Origin of the sequence: Actinomadura sp. J1-007, assembly GCF_009793335.1 — a bacterium.
Lineage (GTDB): Bacteria > Actinomycetota > Actinomycetes > Streptosporangiales > Streptosporangiaceae > Spirillospora > Spirillospora yumaensis.
Window position 1 is genome coordinate 1,609,714 of record NZ_WING01000001.1, and the last position, 17,239, is coordinate 1,626,952.

The 17,239-nt window shown below is 74.9% G+C and carries 15 protein-coding genes; 11 read left to right on the forward strand and 4 right to left on the reverse strand.

What is annotated here, in order from left to right; genetic code table 11:
* Positions 1-119 precede the first annotated feature (119 nt).
* From GEV43_RS07285 to GEV43_RS07315, 7 genes are all read left to right on the forward strand, one after another.
* Positions 120-452 (forward strand): CU044_2847 family protein, encoded by a 333-nt coding sequence (locus GEV43_RS07285; protein ID WP_160820017.1) that lies wholly within the window; start codon positions 120-122, stop codon positions 450-452.
* A 7-nt stretch (positions 453-459) separates the two neighbouring features.
* Positions 460-2,223, forward strand: a complete 1,764-nt coding sequence (locus GEV43_RS07290; protein WP_160820018.1) for a trypsin-like peptidase domain-containing protein — start codon at positions 460-462, stop codon at positions 2,221-2,223.
* Position 2,224: 1 nt separating this feature from the next.
* Positions 2,225-3,229: a MoxR family ATPase gene (locus GEV43_RS07295; protein WP_160820019.1), complete on the forward strand. Its 1,005-nt coding sequence runs from the start codon at positions 2,225-2,227 to the stop codon at positions 3,227-3,229.
* Positions 3,219-6,155: an SAV_2336 N-terminal domain-related protein gene (locus GEV43_RS07300; RefSeq protein ID WP_160820020.1), complete on the forward strand. Its 2,937-nt coding sequence runs from the start codon at positions 3,219-3,221 to the stop codon at positions 6,153-6,155. The genes GEV43_RS07295 and GEV43_RS07300 overlap by 11 nt, the downstream gene beginning before the upstream one ends.
* On the forward strand, positions 6,107-6,427 hold the full coding sequence (locus GEV43_RS07305; RefSeq protein WP_160820021.1) for a hypothetical protein: 321 nt from the start codon (positions 6,107-6,109) through the stop codon (positions 6,425-6,427). Before GEV43_RS07300 ends, GEV43_RS07305 begins: the two co-directional genes overlap by 49 nt.
* Positions 6,428-6,469: 42 nt before the next feature.
* The gene (locus tag GEV43_RS07310; RefSeq protein ID WP_160820022.1) at positions 6,470-7,042 is read left to right on the forward strand and encodes a TetR/AcrR family transcriptional regulator; all 573 of its coding nucleotides are present in this window, start codon (positions 6,470-6,472) and stop codon (positions 7,040-7,042) included.
* Positions 7,043-7,129: 87 nt separating this feature from the next.
* Complete coding sequence (locus GEV43_RS07315) at positions 7,130-8,344, forward strand: Cmx/CmrA family chloramphenicol efflux MFS transporter (RefSeq protein WP_241682824.1); 1,215 nt, start codon at positions 7,130-7,132, stop codon at positions 8,342-8,344.
* Between the two features lie 75 nt (positions 8,345-8,419).
* On the opposite strand, the gene GEV43_RS07320 is transcribed toward GEV43_RS07315, so the two are convergent.
* The 3 genes from GEV43_RS07320 to GEV43_RS07330 form a co-directional block, all read right to left on the reverse strand.
* Entirely contained in the window at positions 8,420-10,489 is a 2,070-nt protein-coding gene (locus GEV43_RS07320; RefSeq protein WP_160820023.1) for a M6 family metalloprotease domain-containing protein, read from the reverse strand.
* A gap of 105 nt (positions 10,490-10,594) precedes the next feature.
* Positions 10,595-11,074: a ribonuclease E activity regulator RraA gene (gene rraA / locus GEV43_RS07325; RefSeq protein ID WP_160820024.1), complete on the reverse strand. Its 480-nt coding sequence runs from the start codon at positions 11,072-11,074 to the stop codon at positions 10,595-10,597.
* Positions 11,075-11,133: 59 nt separating this feature from the next.
* A complete protein-coding gene (locus tag GEV43_RS07330; protein ID WP_160820025.1) occupies positions 11,134-11,592 on the reverse strand; it encodes an Lrp/AsnC family transcriptional regulator in 459 nt (152 codons plus the stop codon).
* A gap of 180 nt (positions 11,593-11,772) precedes the next feature.
* Between GEV43_RS07330 and rocD the strand changes: the two genes are divergently transcribed.
* The 4 genes from rocD to GEV43_RS07350 all read left to right on the forward strand — a co-directional run bounded on the left by rocD (position 11,773) and on the right by GEV43_RS07350 (position 16,539).
* Positions 11,773-12,966, forward strand: a complete 1,194-nt coding sequence (gene rocD, locus GEV43_RS07335) for an ornithine--oxo-acid transaminase (protein WP_160820026.1) — start codon at positions 11,773-11,775, stop codon at positions 12,964-12,966.
* Positions 12,967-13,122: 156 nt separating this feature from the next.
* A complete protein-coding gene (locus tag GEV43_RS07340) occupies positions 13,123-14,151 on the forward strand; it encodes a glycosyltransferase family 2 protein (RefSeq protein ID WP_160820027.1) in 1,029 nt (342 codons plus the stop codon).
* Between the two features lie 136 nt (positions 14,152-14,287).
* The gene (locus GEV43_RS07345) at positions 14,288-14,923 is read left to right on the forward strand and encodes a PadR family transcriptional regulator (protein ID WP_160820028.1); all 636 of its coding nucleotides are present in this window, start codon (positions 14,288-14,290) and stop codon (positions 14,921-14,923) included.
* Positions 14,920-16,539: a DHA2 family efflux MFS transporter permease subunit gene (locus tag GEV43_RS07350; RefSeq protein ID WP_160820029.1), complete on the forward strand. Its 1,620-nt coding sequence runs from the start codon at positions 14,920-14,922 to the stop codon at positions 16,537-16,539. Before GEV43_RS07345 ends, GEV43_RS07350 begins: the two co-directional genes overlap by 4 nt.
* Positions 16,540-16,628: 89 nt before the next feature.
* On the opposite strand, the gene GEV43_RS07355 is transcribed toward GEV43_RS07350, so the two are convergent.
* Positions 16,629-17,216, reverse strand: a complete 588-nt coding sequence (locus GEV43_RS07355) for a flavin reductase family protein (RefSeq protein WP_160820030.1) — start codon at positions 17,214-17,216, stop codon at positions 16,629-16,631.
* Positions 17,217-17,239: the final 23 nt, after the last annotated feature.

The following is a 17,239-nucleotide window of genomic DNA, read 5'->3' on the forward strand; positions in this document are numbered from 1 at the left end:
CGGCCGGTCCCGGCCCGGCGGCCGGATTCCCTCCGCGCCCTCCCGCGACGTTCCATGATCTTGTTACATTGCTGGCGAATCGGACGGCGGGACGAGACGGCGGGACGAGGGGACGCGGCATGGCGGAACTGGTGCGCTGGGAGACCGACCGGGGTCCCGTGGTCGTCGAGACCGACGAGCTGGAACCGGGGTTCCGGTCGGTGGCGCGCAGCGGCGAGACGATCGCGCGCGAGGCGCGGGTGAAGTTCGAGGACGCGCTCCAGAGCGTGCGGGACGTGGCGCTGTCCGCGCTCGCCACGTTCCGCGACGGCGACCTGCGGCCGGACGGGGTGGAGCTGGAGTTCAGCGTCAAGCTCAACGCCGAGGCCGGGGCCGTGATCGCCAAGACGTCCGTGGAGGGCCAGCTCCGGGTCCGGCTGTCGTGGGGCGAGACGCGGCCGGACGGGAGCTGACCGCGCGGTGGACGGCTGGCGGTGGCGCGCCTGGGTCGGCCATCCGGACGGCGGGAAGCTCGGCGCCGCGTTCCTGGTCTCGCCCGCGCGCCTGCTGACGTGCGCGCACACCGTCGCGGGCATGGACGAGGCGCGGGTCGGGTTCCCCGGGCTGAGCGAGGACCTGGTCGCCCGGGTCAGGCGCCTGAGCGACTGGCGGCGGCCCGGCGACCCCGGTGACGTGGCGCTGCTGGAGCTGCCCGCGCCCGTCCCGTTCGCCCCGGCGCGGCTGGCGGGGCCCGGCGACCTGACCGAGCCGCGCCGGGACGGGTCCGGCGCCGACCCGCTCGGCCGCCGCACGTTCGGGATCTGGGGCTTCCCCCGGCGCCGCGACGACGACGAGCGCTACGCCACCGTCACGACCGGCCCGGACCTCGTGCTGCGGCAGGAGTGGTGGCAGCTCAAGGCTGAGGCGGGTGACTGGCTGGAGGAGGGCTTCAGCGGCTCGGCGGTGTACGCGCCGGCGACGGGCGAGGTCGTCGGGATGGTGACGGACGCCGAACTCGGCGGCCGCGAGGACGGCGGAGACGGCGGCCGGGCGTCCAAGGGGCGGATGCTGCCGCTGACCAGCATCCGGATGTACTGGGAGGGGCTCGACGACCTGCTGCCGCTCGCGTGGCTGACGCCTGAGGCGCGGCGCGCGCTGCGGGCGCTGCTGGACGGCGTGCGCTCCAGCGACCCGTTGGAGGCGCGCCTCGCCGAGGTGACGGGCAGCGCGTCGCACCGGCGGTTCCGGTCGGCGTGGGACGCGGTGCGGTACGTCGCGGAGGGCTGGCCCGGCGGCGCGCTCCCCCGGTTCCTGCGCGCGGCGGCCCCGCACCTGGACGAACGGACCCGCGCCGCGCTGGAGGCGTGGTCGGCCGAGCACCTTCCTGACGCCGAGGACGCCGAGGCCGAGAGCGGCGCCGCGCCGCGTCCGGGCGCCGCGCCCCGGCCCGAGGGCGGCGGGTCCGGGATGGCGTCGGTGATCGTACGGCTGGAGCGCGTGACGTTCGACAACGCCTACGACCTCACCGTGCACACGTGGGTGGACGGCGCGGAGGGGCCCGCGCAGCGCACCGTCCGCGTGCCGGAACGGCGCGTGCGGCCCGCCGTGGAGGAGGGCGTCGCGCGGGCGCGCGGCGCGGTCGTCGGGCGGGACTGGATGATCGAGTTCGCGGTGCCGGAGACGTGGCTCAGCAAGCCGTTCGAGGAGTGGTACGTCGACCGCGAGCACCGGATCCGGATGCGGATGTACCCGGTGGTGGTGCGCGACGTCGAGCGGCTGCGGCCCGACTCGATCCGCCGCGACCAGGCCCACCACCGGTGGCGGCTGCTGCACGAGCGCGGGCGCAGCGACCCGCAGCTCGTGCGGTGCGGGGCGCCGCGCGCGGGCACGGCGTTCCAGGACTGGCTGGAGGCCAACACCGACTTCTGCGTCCTGGTGTACGGGACGCGGCCGGTCAAGGGCTGGCTCAGCGCCGCGCTCAACACCGGCGTCCCGGTGATGCTGTGGACGCGGACCCGCTGCGACGGCCCCTCGCACGACGACTGCGGCGGCGCCCGCGTGCTGGACGAGCTGGCCCGCGCCGTCGCCGGGCGGCACCCGGGCGACCTGCCGAACCTGGCGCTCGCGCTGCGCAAGAAGGCGCTGGCCGCGCCCAAGGACGAGCAGCACTGCGGCCGCGACCTGACCCTGCTGTGGGACGATCCGTCCCGGCTGCCCGACCCCCCGCTCGGCATGGAGGTGTGACGTGCCCGACTGGCTCCTCTACACCGGGAGCCGCCGTCCGCACGACGGCGTCGACCGGCTGCCGCCCCCGCCGCCGTGGCGGTCGTTCGGCGGCGGCCCGCCGCTGCCGGTCCCGGAGGGCGGCTCGGGCGCCGACCACCACGCGACCGCGTACCGGCCGTCGGACGACGCCGTCCAGCAGGTCAACGCGGCGCTGTACCTGCGCAGGCCGCTGCTGGTGACGGGCCCGCCCGGCACGGGCAAGTCGACGCTGGCGTACGCCGTCGCGCACGAGCTGAAGCTCGGGCCCGTGCTGCACTGGCCGATCACGAGCCGCGCCACGCTGCGCGACGGGCTCTACCAGTACGACCCGCTGACCCGGCTGTACGCGGCGGGCCGTCCGGGCGGCGGGCACGCGGACCGCACGGGCGACGCGGCGGCGGACGATGACATCGGCCGCTACATCCGGCTCGGCCCGCTCGGCACGGCGCTGCTCCCGTACGGGCGCCCGCGCGTGCTGCTGATCGACGAGATCGACAAGAGCGACATCGACCTGCCGAACGACCTGCTCACGATCTTCGAGAAGGGCGAGTACGAGATCCCGGAGCTGTCGCGGCGGGACGAGCCGGAGGCGCGGGTGCTGACCGCCGACGGCGGCGGGCCGGGCGCGCGCGTCGCGGTGACCGGCGGGAGGGTCGCCTGCGCGGCGTTCCCGCTGGTGGTGATGACCAGCAACGGCGAGCGGGAGTTCCCGCCGGCGTTCCTGCGCCGCTGCGTCACCGTGGACCTCAGGCAGCCCGCGGACGCGGCGGAGCTGGCCGCGATCGTCCGCGAGCACCTCGGGCCGCTCGCCGACCGGAGCGACGACCTCGTCCGCCGGTTCCTCGAACGCTCCTCCGGCGGCACGCTCGCGACCGACCAGCTCCTGAACGCCGTGTACCTGTGCCGGCACGCCGACGTGAGCGACCGGAGGGAGCTGGCCGACCGGATCATGCCGTACCTGTCCGGGGCCGCCGATGACGACTGAGCGCCTGAGCGCCGTCCTCGGCGCGGCGGGCGTGGACGCCGACGCGCGCGAGCTGAGCGAGATGCTGTGGCTCGCCTGCCACCTCGGCGGCCCGCCCGCCCGGCCGCCGCGGGACGGCGAGCCCGCCGGACCGGAGGCCGGGCGACCGGCGGAGGGCGGCGAGGCCGGGGAGGGCGAGCCGGAGCCGCCGCGACCGCCGCGGCCGCCGTCCGGCGCGGCCCTGCACGCGGCCCCGGCCCCGGACGCCGCGACGCGCCGTCCGTCCAGCGCCGGGGGCCGGGACGGCGCGGACGACGGTGAGGCGTCGCGCGTCCTGGTCCCGACGGCGCCGATGCTCGGCGACCCGCTCGGCCTCCAGCGCGCCCTGCGCCCCCTCAAACGGCACCTGCCGTCGCGGCGGCGGCTCGTCCTGGACGAGGACGCCACCGCCGCGCGCATCGCCGACACCGGCGTCTGGACGCCGGTCCTCGTCCCGGAGCCCGAGCGCTGGCTGAGCCTGACGCTGGCCGTCGACACCGGCCCGACCATGCGGCTGTGGCGGCCCCTCGCCCGCGAGTTGGTCGAGAACCTCCTGCGGCAGGGCGCGTTCCGCGACGTCCGGGCCGTCTACCTGCGCCCGGACGGCGGCGTCGCCCCGGCCCCGGGCGCGCGCGTCCGGGCCCGCGACCCGCGGACGCTGCTGGACCCGTCCGGCCGCCACGCGGTGCTGGTGCTCAGCGACTGCTCGGGCCCGCACTGGTGGAACGGCGCGGCGGCGGGCACCGTGCGGCGGTGGGCCGAGGCCGGGCCGGTCGCCGTCCTGCAACCGCTGCCCGAACGGCTGTGGCGGCGCTCGGCCCTGCCGCCCGCCCCCGGCCTCGCCGCGCTGCCCCGGCCCGGCGCGCCGAACACCGAGCTGCTGTTCGACCCGTTCGACGGGGCCCGCGCGCCGGGCGTCCCGGTGCCGGTGCTGGAGGTCGCGCCGCGCTGGCTCGCGGGCTGGGCCGGGCTCGTCGCGGGCGGCGCGCCGCGTCCCGCCGCCGTCGCGGCGCTCCCCCCGCACCGGCCGAGCCGGACGGACGGCGCGGACGGCGCGGACCGGGCGGACCCGGCGGCGCCCGTGCGCCGCGAACGCGCGCTGCCGATCGAGGAACGCGTCCGCCGGTTCCTGCGTTCGGCGTCGCCGGAGGCGGCGGAGCTGGCCGCGCACATCGCCGTCTCGGTGCCGTCGCTGCCCGTCATGCGGCTCGTCCAGCGGCGGATCCTCGGCGCGTCCGGGCCGGGCCAGCTCGCCGAGGTGCTGCTGAGCGGCCTCCTGCGGCCCGTCCGCCCCCGCGACGGCGCGCACACCGACGCAGCCGGTGACGCCGACGCCGACGGACGGTACGAGTTCGTCGAGGGGGCGCGCAGCGCGCTGCTGGCCACGCTGCCCCGGCCGGAGGCCCAGCACACGCGGCACGTCCTGGAAGCGGTGTCCGCCGAGATCGAGCGCCGCGCCGGAACGTCCGCCGAGACGTTCCCCGCCCTGCTGCGCCCCCTGGACCGCGACCCCGCCTCCCCGGCCGGCGGACCCGAGTTCGCCCTCCTGAGCCCCGAGGCCCGCGCCATCCTCGACCGCACGTCCGCCCCGCCCCCCGGCCCCGGCCCCGGCCCCGGGCCCGTCACCGTGCCCGCGCCCGATCCGCAGCCCCCGGCTCCCGCCGCGCCGCCCGACCTGCTGACGCTGAACGGCGGCGCGGAGCCCGACGCGTTCCTCGACCAGTGGGCGCGGCCCAGGGACGAGCCGCGCCCCGCCGCGATCGCCCTGGCGGCGGACGGCGGCGACGCGGTAGCCCTCGACGTGCTCGCGGGCGCGGACCGGCACGGCCTCGTCGTCGGCGGCACCGCCGAGCGCCAGGAGGTCGTGCGGCGGCTCGTCCTCGCGCTGGCCGCCCGGCACGCCCCGCACCACCTGCGCGTCCTCGCCGCGGGAGTCGGCGAGCACCCCCTCGGCGAGGGCTTCCCGCCCCTCCCGCACGTCGCGTTCTCCGAAGAGGAGATGCTCGGCTTCCCCGAACGGCTCGAACGGTTCGCGGCGGCGGTCACGGACGAGCTCGACCGCCGCGCGGGCGACGCGGCGGACCGTCCGGCCCTGCTCGTCGTGGTGGACGTGTCGCTGACCCTCCCGGCCGGGCGCCGCGAGGTGGCCGACCTGCTCGTCCGGCTGGCGCAGCGCGGCCGGGGCGACCGCGTCCACGTGGTGGTCGCGGCGGGTTCGGTGGAGAGCAGCGCCGCGTGGAGCCGCCTGCTCGCCCTGCTCACGTGGCGGGTCCTGGCCGGTGCGCTCCCGCCGCGCGAGACGCGGACCGTCCTCGGCCGCACCCTCGCGCCGTCCGACGTCGGGGAAGGCGTCGTCCATCTGCGGGCCGGTTCCGGACCGGTGGCGCGCGCCCGGCTCGCGCCGTGGCCGCCGCCCGCCGCCGCCGAGGCCGTCGCGCGCGAGATGCGGCGCGTGACCGGGCAGGCGCCCGGCGAGGCGGGCGGGCTGCCGAGGCTCGTGACGACCGACGCGCTGCCCGCCGCGTCCGGGAACCGCATACCGATCGGCATCGACGAGGAGCGCCTCGCGCCCGTACGGCTGGATCTGGCGCTCGACCCGCACGTGCTCGTCGTCGGCCCGCCCGGGATCGGCCGCACCAATGTGCTGCGCCTCGTCCTCGCGTCCCTCGCCGGGACGGCCGCGGCCGGACGAGCGCTGGTCTTCGTCATCGACCCGGGCGGCGCGCTGGCCGCGCTCGCGGACGGCGACGACCGGATCGTCTACGGCGGCTCCCCGAACGCGTCGCGGAGATCGTCGCCGAGGTCCGGCGGATCGTCCGCGAACGCCTGGCCGCGCCGAACGCGCCGGGCGGGCCGGGCGTGTACGTCGTCGTGGACGACCACGACCTGCTGGGCGACGATCCGCTGACGCCGCTGCACTCGCTGCTGGGGTCGGGCGCGGAGCTCGGCCTGCACCTCGTCGCCGCCCGCCGCAGCACCGAGGGCGGCGAGGTCCCCGACCCGCTGGTGCTCAAGCTGCACGAGATGGAGTCGCCGCTGCTGCTCATGGCGTACGGGCACGGTGTGGAGGAGGCGCTGTGGGGCGCCGCCGCGCCCGAACGGGTGAAGGGCCGCGCGGTGCTCGTCCAGAACCACCGGACGCGGACGGTGCAGGTCGCGCTGGCGCCGCGGACCCGCTGAGGGTTTTGTGCAGCTCAGTACATAACGTGTTACGGTGATCCCATGGCACGGCCGAGGACCTTCGAGGAGGAGCGCGCGGTCGAGGCGGCGATGCGGACGTTCTGGGCGTCCGGCTACGAGGCCACCTCGACCGAGGAGCTGTGCCGGGCCACCGGGCTCGGCCGCAGCAGCATCTACAACGCGTTCAAGAGCAAGCACGACCTGTTCGAGAAGGCGCTGCGCCGCTACATGGACGAGATGACCGGCGACGTCGTCGCGATCCTGGAGAGCGACCTGCCCGTCCGCGAGCGGGTGCGGGCGGTGCTGCGGCGCGCCGTCGACACCGAGGCGGGCGACCTGCCCGGCTGCCTGGTGGTCAACGCGATGGTGGAGCTGGCGCCCCGCGACGCGCGGGTCGCGGCGATGCTCGAACGCGACTACGCGGTGCGCCGGGACGCCCTGGAGGCCGCGATCGAGTCGGGGCGGCGCGCGGGCGAGATCGCCGCCGACCGCGACGCGGCGGGCCTCGCGCACTTCGTCATCGCCACGGTCAGCGGCATGCGCGTCGCGGCCCGCGCGGGCGCGGACCGCCGCGCGCTGGAGGGGATCGCCGCCTCGGCCATGAACGCGCTCTGACCCCACGGGCGGCCGCCCGCACCGCGACGGCCGCCCTTTCTCACGCCCTTGTTTTGTACTGACCTATCTAATACAGGAGGCTCCCGCATGCACCGCATGCCACCGGCCGTCCACGTGCTGGGCCTGGCGATCTTCGCCATGGGCACCTCGGAGTTCATGCTCTCCGGGCTGCTGCCCGACCTGGCCGCCGACCTCGGCGTCTCGGTCCCCGACGCGGGACTGCTGATCTCCGCGTTCGCCGTCGGGATGGTGGTGGGCGCGCCCGTCCTCGCGCTCGCCACGCTGCGCCTGCCGCGCCGCACGACGCTGCTCGCGTTCCTCGGCGCGTTCGTCCTCGCGCACGTCGCAGGAGCGCTCGCCCCGGGGTACGCGCCGCTGTTCGCCACCCGCGTCGCGGGCGCGTTCGTGTACGCCGGGTTCTTCGGGGTCGCGGCCGTCACCGCGGCGGACATGGTCCCGGCGGGCGCCCGCGGACGGGCCCTCGCCATCGTCACGGCGGGGATCACGCTGGCGACCGTGCTCGGCGTCCCGGCGGGCACGCTCATCAGCCAGTACGCGGACTGGCGCGCGGCGTTCTGGACGGTCGCGGCCCTGTCGGCGATCGCGATGATCGGCGTGTTCGCGGCGGTCCCCGCCAAGAGCCGGACCGGCCCGGAACGGCGCGCCACGAGCCTGCGCGACGAGCTGCGCCCGATGCGGGACGGCCGGATCTGGGTCGCGTACGCGATCGTCGCGCTCAGCTTCAGCTCGATGATGGCGACGTTCAGCTACCTCGGCGCGCTGCTCACCGGCACCACCGGCCTGCCCGAGGCGTGGGTCCCGGCCGTCCTCGCCCTGTTCGGCGTCGGCTCGCTGATCGGCATCGCCGCCGGCGGCCGGATCGCCGACGCGCGCCCGCACGCCCTCCTCGCCGCCGGGATGGCCGGCGTCGTGGCGATCTCCGCCGCGCTCGCCCTCCTCGCGTCCGTTCCCGCGGCCGTCATCGTGCTCGTGCCGCTGCTCGGCGCGGCGGGCATGGCCACCAACCCGGCGGCGAACGTCCTGGTCTACGCCCGCGCGGGCCACGGGCGAACGCTGCCCGGCGCGTCGGTCACCTCGGCGTTCAACGTGGGCAACACCCTCGCGCCGTGGCTCGGCGGCCTGGTGATCGGCGCCGGGTTCGGCTACCGCTCCGTCGGCTGGGTCGGCGCCGCAATGGCCCTCGCGGCCCTCGCCGCCGTCGCACTCTCCCACACCCTCCAAACCCGCACCCCCGCGCGGGCGCGCGAGACGACCGCCAAGCGCGTCCCCGCACGCACCTGAACGAACGGGGAAGCGGGAGGGGCGGCTCACCGATCGAGTGATCGGGGAGCCGCCCCTCAGGGGTCCGGCCTCGGGTCAGGGGAGGCGGCAGGTGCCGTAGTCGGTCTTGGTCGGGTCGCTTTCGGAGTTGGCCGTCAGGCGGAGCTTGGCCTTGCGGTCGGCGCCGGGGGCGGGCTTGGCCCACACCTCGACGTTCTGGCCGCCGCCGTTCGCGGCCGTGGCGAGCTCGTTGGGCAGCCAGGTCCGCCAGCCGCTCCCCGCCACGTCGGCCTTCAGGCGGAACACGTCGGAGCCGTAGTGGCCGCTGCCGCCCTTGCCGCGGTTGTGCAGCGCCATCGTGCACTTGGTCCAGCCGGAGCCCGCGGGCCTGGCGGTGCCCGAGTCGACCTTCACGCCGCGCTTCTGCGGCCCCGCGCCGTCGAGCGAACGGATCGCGACGGTGTAGGACAGCACGCCCGCGCGGTCGCGCTTGAGGTCCAGGACGTAGAAGTGCAGCCGGTTCTCCTTGTCCACGTACTCGTACTGGCTGCCGCTGTTCGTGCCCGCGTGGAACAGCGCGTCGGAGAGCTGCCGGTAGTCGCCGATCGTCATCTTCTGCGGCGTGCCGTCCGGCCGGACGAAGTCGACCTTGTCGATGTCCTGCGGGTTGGCGTCCTTCACCCAGATGAACGGCGCGTCGTCCCTGTTCTTGGTCTTGGAGAGCAGCACGCCGGAGTCGGGCGTGAACGAGTCGAAGCCCATCCGGTCCACGACCTCGACCGTGTAGTTGTCGTACTTGTGCTTGGCGTCGCCGTCGCACAGCGGGTCCTGGCGCGGGTCGCACGCGGGGCTCTTGTCACCGCCGGCGCCGAACTTGAGGTTGATGCCCGCCAGCTCGTTCTTCCCCGGTTCGGCGGCACGGGCCGTCACCTTCGCCACGACCGTCCCGGACGCGGCGAGGGCGTCGCGGTCGAGCTGGAGCACCTTCCCGGCGTCCACGATGCCGAGCTTCAGCTTGTTGCGCAGCGTGTGCTGCGAGCCCATGGACGCGCCGCCCGTCGCGGGGATCATCCACCGGCTGTGCGGGCCGCCCGGCCCGTTGAAGCTGCCGCGGCTCAGCATCTCCCACGGCCCGGTGTACGCGCGGCGGGGCGGGACGCCGTACGGGTTGTTGTAGTTGTCGCCGATGCCGAGGATGTGGCTGAACTCGTGCGCGAACACGCCCTGCCCCGAGCTCTCCGCCTGGGTGGAGCTGCCGGGCACCGCGTTCGGCCACAGGGTCGAGCCCGCCTGCCAGGACGTCCAGTCCACGTACCGGGTCTTGATCCAGTTGGGCAGGGCCGGGTCGCCCGAGCCCCATTCCGGCGGGACGTCCTCCTTGGTGGTGAACTTCATCTGCCCGAACTCCTGCCAGGTGGACGACTCGTCCTGCCCGGCGGAGAGGAAGAACACGAAGTCGTACTTCTTCGCGGTCTCCTCCCCCACGTCCGCGACCCACGCGGCGCGCGCGTCCTCGCGGATGTCGCGCTCGCACTTGTCGCCGGCCGGGCAGCCGGTGCCCTCCTGGAAGTCGTCCACGCCGTACTCGTGGTCCTTGGCCGGCATCCGGTACGCGCCGAACGCGGTGAGGTCCACGCCGTAGCGGCCGCCGGAGTCCTCCATCCAGTACTCGTGCAGCGTGTGCCCGTGGTTGAGGTCCTGCGGCTTGTTGAGGAAGTCCTGGTAGAACTTGGCGACCTTGTCGCGCGGCACGTCCCCGACGACGGTCGGGTTGCCGAAGATGGTGGAGTTCTTCGGCTGCGTCACCACGAACGGCTGGTTCGGGTAGTCGACCAGCACGACCGCGCCCTTGAAGTCCTTGATCGAGCCGCGGCGGGACGGGTCCACCCACGACGTGCCGGGGACGGGCTTGTAGTCGTCCCACGTCATGGTGTCGGGCAGCTCGTAGTTCTGCGGGTCGATGGGCCGCGGCGCGCCGGCCGCGAACGCGCGCGCCCGCTGGCCCTGCTGCCACGGCTGCGTCTGCGGCCAGTGCCGCATCTGCCAGGGATTGGCGGTGGGCTTCGGAATCGGCGGCTTCGGCTGCGCGGCGGCCGGAACGGCCCCCAGCCCCGCGGCGAGCGCGATCGCCGCGACGGGCACCAGCCAACTCTTCTTGGCGCGCATGTCACCCCTGTCTCCGTCGTTGACCGCGACGCTAAGGAGACCCGGGTCACACGGCAATGGCCGAGTTAGCCGATCTTGGCGGGACGGCCCTGGCAGCTCACGCCGTCAGAGCAGGTCACGGCCCGCGACGACGATGCCGTCCTCGTCGCTGTAGAGCCGGTCGCCGGGCGCGAACCGCACGCCGCCGAACTCCACCGGCACGTCCACCTCGCCCGCGCCGTCCTTGGCGCTCTTGCGCGGGTTGGAGCCGAGCGCCTTCGCGCCGAGGTCCATGCCGCGCAGCGCCGCCACGTCCCGGACGGCGCCGTTGATCACCACGCCCGCCCAGCCGTTGCGGACGGCCGCCGCCGCGATCTGGTCGCCCATCAGCGCGGAGGCGAGCGAGCCGCCGCCGTCCACGACCAGCACCCGGCCCTCGCCGGGCCCGTTGAGCAGCCTCTTCACCAGGCCGTTGTCGCGGTGGCAGCGGACGGTGACGACGGGCCCGGCGAACGCGGCGCGCCCCCCGTACTGCCGGAACTGCGTCTCGCAGCTGCGCAGCTCGTCCCCGAAGTCGTCGATGAGGTCGGCGGTCGCGAAGTCCATGCCCGCAGCCTACTGGTGGGTAATCAGGGTGCGCGGACCGGCGGGCGAACGGCGCGGGGTCAGGCGGAGGAGGGCGCGTCGATGGGGCGGCCGAGCAGCCGGGACAGCACGATCGCGGTCTTGGTCGCGGTGATGTTGTCCTCGCGCCGGAGCCGTTCGAGGGCCTGCTCCAGGTGCTGGATGTCCCGGGCGCGGACGTGCACGAGCGCGCTCGCGTCGCCGCTCACCGTGTAGGCGGCGACGACCTCCGGATGGCCCCGGACGCTGGAGTAGATCTGCTCGGGGGACGTCGCGCCGGTACAGAAGATCTCGATGAACGCCTCGGTCGTCCAGCCGAGCGCGGCCGGGTCCACGACCGCGGCGAAGCCGTTGATCACGCCGTCCGCGCGCAGCCGGTCGACGCGCCGCTTGACCGCCGGCGCGGACAGCCCGACCTGATCGCCGATCTGCGCGTAGGAGGCGCGGCCGTCCTCCAGGAGCCGTGCAACGATCCGCCGGTCCAGCTCGTCAAGACGCAACAAATAACACCCCCGAAGTCGGTTTTCGTCATTGGTCGTTGGTTGATCCCGAACATACGCTGTGAGCAGGGCCCGCGGCCACCGGGCCGCGTGCCACCCCCTCCCCTCGGCACCGGGCCACCGTCCGGTGCGTTCAGCGATCCCGGCCGGACCGGCCGGGCCGATCCGCGAAGGAGCGTCGTGAGCCGATCCGACCAGTTGCGGGCCCTGTCCGAGGAGCACAGCGCGCACAATTACCACCCGCTGCCGATCGTGATCGCCGAGGCCGACGGGGCCTGGGTCACCGACGTGGAGGGCCGCCGCTACCTGGACATGCTCGCCGCGTACTCCGCGGTCAACTTCGGCCACCGCAACCCCCGGCTGACCGCCGCCGCGCAGCGGCAGCTGGGCCGCGCCACCCTGGTCAGCCGCGCGTTCGAGCACGACCAGTTCGGCCCGTTCACCGCCGAGCTGGCGCACCTGTGCGGCAAGGACATGGTGCTGCCGATGAACAGCGGCGCCGAGGCCGTCGAGACGGCGCTGAAGACCGCCCGCAAGTGGGGGTACGAGGTCAAGGGCGTGCCCGCCGGGCAGGCCAACATCGTCACGTTCGAGGGCAACTTCCACGGCCGCACCACCACGATCGTCAGCTTCTCGACCGACGCCGAGGCCCGGGAGTCCTACGGCCCGTACACGCCGGGCTTCCGCACCGTCCCGTACGGCGACGTCGAGGCGCTGCGGGCCGCGATGGACGAGGCGACCGTCGGCGTGCTGGTCGAGCCGATCCAGGGCGAGGCCGGGGTGGTCGTGCCGCCGGACGGGTTCCTGACCGCCGTGCGCGAGCTGTGCACGGCCAACGGCAGCCTGATGATCGCCGACGAGATCCAGACCGGGCTCGGCCGCACCGGCGCCACGTTCGCCTGCGAGCACGAGGGCGTCGTGCCGGACGTCTACATCCTCGGCAAGGCGCTCGGCGGCGGCATCATGCCCGTCTCGGCGGTCGTCGCGGACGTGGACGTGCTCGGGGTGTTCAAGCCGGGCCAGCACGGCTCGACGTTCGGCGGCAACCCGCTGGCCTGCGCGATCGGCCGCGAGGTGATCGCGATCCTGAAGACCGGCGAGTTCCAGGAACGCTCCCGCGAGCTCGGCGCGCACCTGCACGAGCGGCTGCGCAAGCTGCCGTCCGACGCCGTCCGCGAGGTGCGCGGGCGCGGACTGTGGGCGGGCATCGAGCTGTACGGCCGGGCGCGCCCGGTGAGCGAGCGGCTGATGGACCTCGGCGTGCTCGCGAAGGAGACGCACGAGACGACGATCCGGCTGGCGCCGCCCCTGGTGATCAGCCGCGAGGACCTGGACTGGGCGCTGTACCAGCTGGAGATCGCCCTCAAGGGCTGACCGCCGGGACGCGGGGGACGCGCGGACCAGGGCCGCCGCCGGTCAACGGCGCCCGGCGGCGGCCCGTTTAGATCCCCAGGAATCCCTATAAAGCAGGTCGACACGCTCTTTCTGGACTCGGGGCCGCGCGGGCCCGCGCCTCCCAGAATGATCCGCATGTCGCCCGCACCCTCCTCCGGCCCCCGCGTCGCGGTCGTCGTCGCCACCGTCGGCAGGCCGAGGCTCCTGGACCGGCTGCTGCTCTCCCTCGCCGGCCAGACGCTGCCCCCGGCCGACGTGGTCGTGGTCGACCGCGACCCCGGCCCCGGCACGCGCGTCGTCGTCGCCGAACGCGCCGCGCTCCTCCCCGTCCGCCGCCTCGCCCTGCCCGCCGGGACGCGCCCCGGCCTCTCCGCCGCGCGCAACGCCGGCCTCGCGGCCCTCGACCTCGCCGCCACGTCCGCGTCCGCGTCCGCGGGAGCCGCTCTCGCCGCCCGGGACGGCGCGGACGAGCCAAGCGGCACCAGCGGCACCGGCGGCACGGCGGTGATCGAACGGGACGGTCCCGGCATCGTGGTCTTCGCCGACGACGACATCTGGTACCAGCCCGACGCGTTCGCCCGCGCGGCGCGCGCGATCGGGGCGGGACCCGACGTGGTGGCCGGACGGCTCCTTGCGTCCGGGCGGCGGCCCGCGACCGCGCCGATCGAGGACGAGCCCGGCCCGCTCGACGCGCGCACGGTGTGGACGCACGCGCCGACCGGCACCTGCTTCTTCCGCGCCGCGTTCCTCGCCGAGGTCGGCGGCTTCGACGAGTCGCTCGGCATCGGCTGCGCGGCCCCGTGGCAGTCGGGCGCGGGACCCGACCTGCTGCTGCGCGGGCTGCGGGCCGGGCGCGAACTCGCCTCCGACCCGGACGTCCGGGCGTACGGGCACAATCCCGAGGACCGGGGCGCCTCCGACCGCGGGCACCGCGCGAAGGCGCGGCACGCGGCGCGCGGCGCCGGGCGCGTCCACCGGCGGCACTGCGGGGCCTACGCGTGCGCGCGGGCGGTCGTGCGCCCGCTGGCCGCCGTCGCCGTCCACACGGCGTGCGGGCGGTGGCCGATGGCCCTCCGCTCCCTGCACGTCGCCGTGGGGCGCGCCGAGGGCATGTCGGGCCTGCTCCTCCCCGCGCCACGGCCCGTACCGCCGCAACACCTCTGAGCACCGAGGTCTCCCGCGCCACACCCCTGGCGCCCCTCTCCCGGTCCGTCCGGTTCGCCCCGGATGTGACAGGTGGCATCCGGTTGGATTAGTCTGAGTGGACTAATCCAACCCGACCACATTCGAGGGCGCCGCCATGTCCAGACCGATCACCCCGCTCGGGCTGACCGTGCTGCGCATGCTGTGCGGCGGGCCCATGCACCCGTACGAGATGCAGCAGCGCATCCGGGACCACGCCTACGACCACGCCGTCAAGATCACGCACGGGGCGCTCTACCACACGGTGGAACGGCTCGCCGCGTCCGGCCTGATCGAGCCGATGGAGACCAGCCGCGAGGGGCGCCGGCCCGAACGCACCGTGTACGCCGTCACCGCCGCCGGCCGCGACACCGCGCACATGCGGATGAGCGACCTGCTCGCCAAGCCCGCCGAGGAGTTCCCGCTGCTCGGCACGGCGCTCGCGTTCGTCAACCTGCTCCCCGAGACCGAGGCGCTGGTCCAGCTCCGCGCCCGCGAGGTGGCCCTGGAGTCGCTGCTGGCGGCCCACCAGACCGCCCACGAGGCGCTGCTGAAGCGCGGGCTCGCCCGCCACAAGCTGCTCGACCAGGAGTGGACGATCACGCGGGTGCGCGGCGAGCTGGAGTTCGTCCGCGGCCTGGCGGGCGACCTGGAGGCGGGCCGGCTGACCTGGGAGGACGACGACAGCGTGACCGCCTGCCATCCCGACCACGAACGCGACGAGCCCGTCGCTGAGGAGACGACGAGACCATGACCAGATGGCGTGGCAACCCCTGGGCGATCCTGATCACCCTGTCCCTGGGGTTCTTCATGACCCTGCTCGACCTGACGATCGTGAACATCGCGATCCCCAACATGATCGACAAGCTGGACGCCTCGCTGGACGAGGTGCTGTGGGTGAACAACTCCTACATCCTGGTGCTGGCCGTCCTGCTGATCACCGCCGGCCGACTCGGCGACCTGTGGGGCAAGCGCAACCTGTTCATCGCGGGCGTCGCGCTGTTCACCCTCGCCAGCCTCGCGTGCGGGATCTCGCAGGACCCGACCCAGCTCATCGCCGCGCGCGCCGTGCAGGGCCTCGGCGCCGCGATGCTGATGCCGCAGACCATGTCGATCATCATCGACACGTTCCCGGCCGAACGGCGCGGCGCGGCGCTCGGCATCTGGGGCGCGGTCGCGGGCGTGTCCACCATCGCCGGGCCGACCATCGGCGGCCTGCTGGTGACCAGCCTCGACTGGCGGTGGATCTTCTTCGTGAACCTGCCGATCGGCGTGCTCGTGCTGGCCCTCGCGGTGCCGATCCTGCCCGCCAACGCCCGCACCGTCCGGCACCGCTTCGACGTCGTCGGCGTCGCGCTGGTGAGCGCGTCGCTGTTCTGCCTGACGTTCGCCCTCACCGAGGGCCAGAAGTACGAGTGGAACGTCTGGATCTGGACCCTGATCGCGGCCGCGCTCGTGCTGTTCGGAACGTTCCTCGCACACCAGCGGACGCAGCAGTCCGGCGAGCCGCTGGTGCCGTTCGCGCTGTTCAAGGACCGCAACTTCACGATCCTCAACCTCGTCGGCGCGATCGTGTCGATCGGCATGATCGGCATGTTCCTGCCGATGACGATCTACATGCAGTCGGTGCTCGGCTTCAGCGCGCTGAAGGCCGGCCTGGTGATGGCGCCGTCCTCGGCGGTCTCGATGTTCCTCGCGCCGGTCGCCGGGAAGCTGTCGGACCGGATCGGCGGCAAGTTCATCCTGATGGCGGGGCTCACCCTGTACGGCGTCGCGATGGCGTGGATCGTGCTGATCGTCGAGCCGGGCACGTCCTGGACGGCGTTCATCGCGCCGCTGGTGGTCGCCGGACTCGGCGTCGGCGGGGTGTTCGCGCCGATGGCGACCGAGGCGACCCGCAACGTCCCGCCGCGCCTGGCCGGCGCCGCGTCCGGCGTCAACAACACGACCCGGCAGGTCGGGTCGGTGCTCGGCAGCGCGGCCGTCGGCGCGCTGCTCCAGAACCAGCTCGCCGAGTCGCTGAAGAGCGAGGCGGCCTCGCGGTCCGCGGCGCTGCCGCCGGGCATGCGCGAAAAGTTCGTGGAGGGCTTCTCCGGCGCCGCCAAGGGCGGCCTGGAGGTCGGCGCGAGCCAGCACGCGGGCGCGCAGAAGCTCCCGCCGGGCACCCCGACGGCCGTCGCGCACCGCGTGCAGGAGATCGCCGGGCAGGTGTTCAGCCACGGGTTCGTCCACGCGATGAAGCCGACGATGATCCTGCCCGTCGTGCTGATGTTCGTCGGCGCCGCCGCCTGCCTCGGGGTGAAGAGCTACCGCGCTCCGGCGGCTCCCACCGACGCGAACGATCCCACTCCCGCTCCCGTCGCCGGCTGACCCCGCCGACCGTCCCGACGAGCCGCCGCCCTCCCGAACGAGGACGGCGGCTCGTCCCGTACGGGCTCGTTCGGGCCGGTCCCGGCGGTTCAGGCGAGGGAGCGGTAGCCGCCCCGGTAGTAGACCAGGGGGCGCGCGTCGGGATCGGGCACGTCGAGGCTCAGGACCTCGCCGACCACGATGCTGTGGTCGCCGCCGTCGTGCACCGCGTACGTGCGGCATTCGAGCGCGGCCACGGCGCCGGCCAGGACCGGGGCGCCCGTCGCGGGGCCCCTGGTGTGCTCGAACGCGTCGAGCCGGCCGTCCAGAGCCCGCCCGCGCGTCGCGAACCAGTCGGACGCGCCGCGCTGCTCCTCGCCGAGCACCGAGACCGCCCAGACGCCGCTGTCCAGCACCACGGCGTGGAACCGCGCGGCCTTCTCGGCGCAGAACATCACGAGCAGGGGGTCGAGCGACACGGAGGTGAACGCGTTGACCGTCATCGCGTGGTCGGAGCCGTCCGCCACGGTGGTGACGATCGCGACGCCGGTCGCGAACCGTCCGGCCACGTCGCGGTAGAGGGCCGGATCGACGCCGCCGCCGGTGCCTCGCCGGGCGTCGCGAGCGGCGTCCCGCCGGTCGGCGTCCCGCCGGTCGTGCGCGGCGGAGTGCCCGGACGGCGCTGGCTCGGCGTTCACAACGCGACCACTGTACCCGGGCG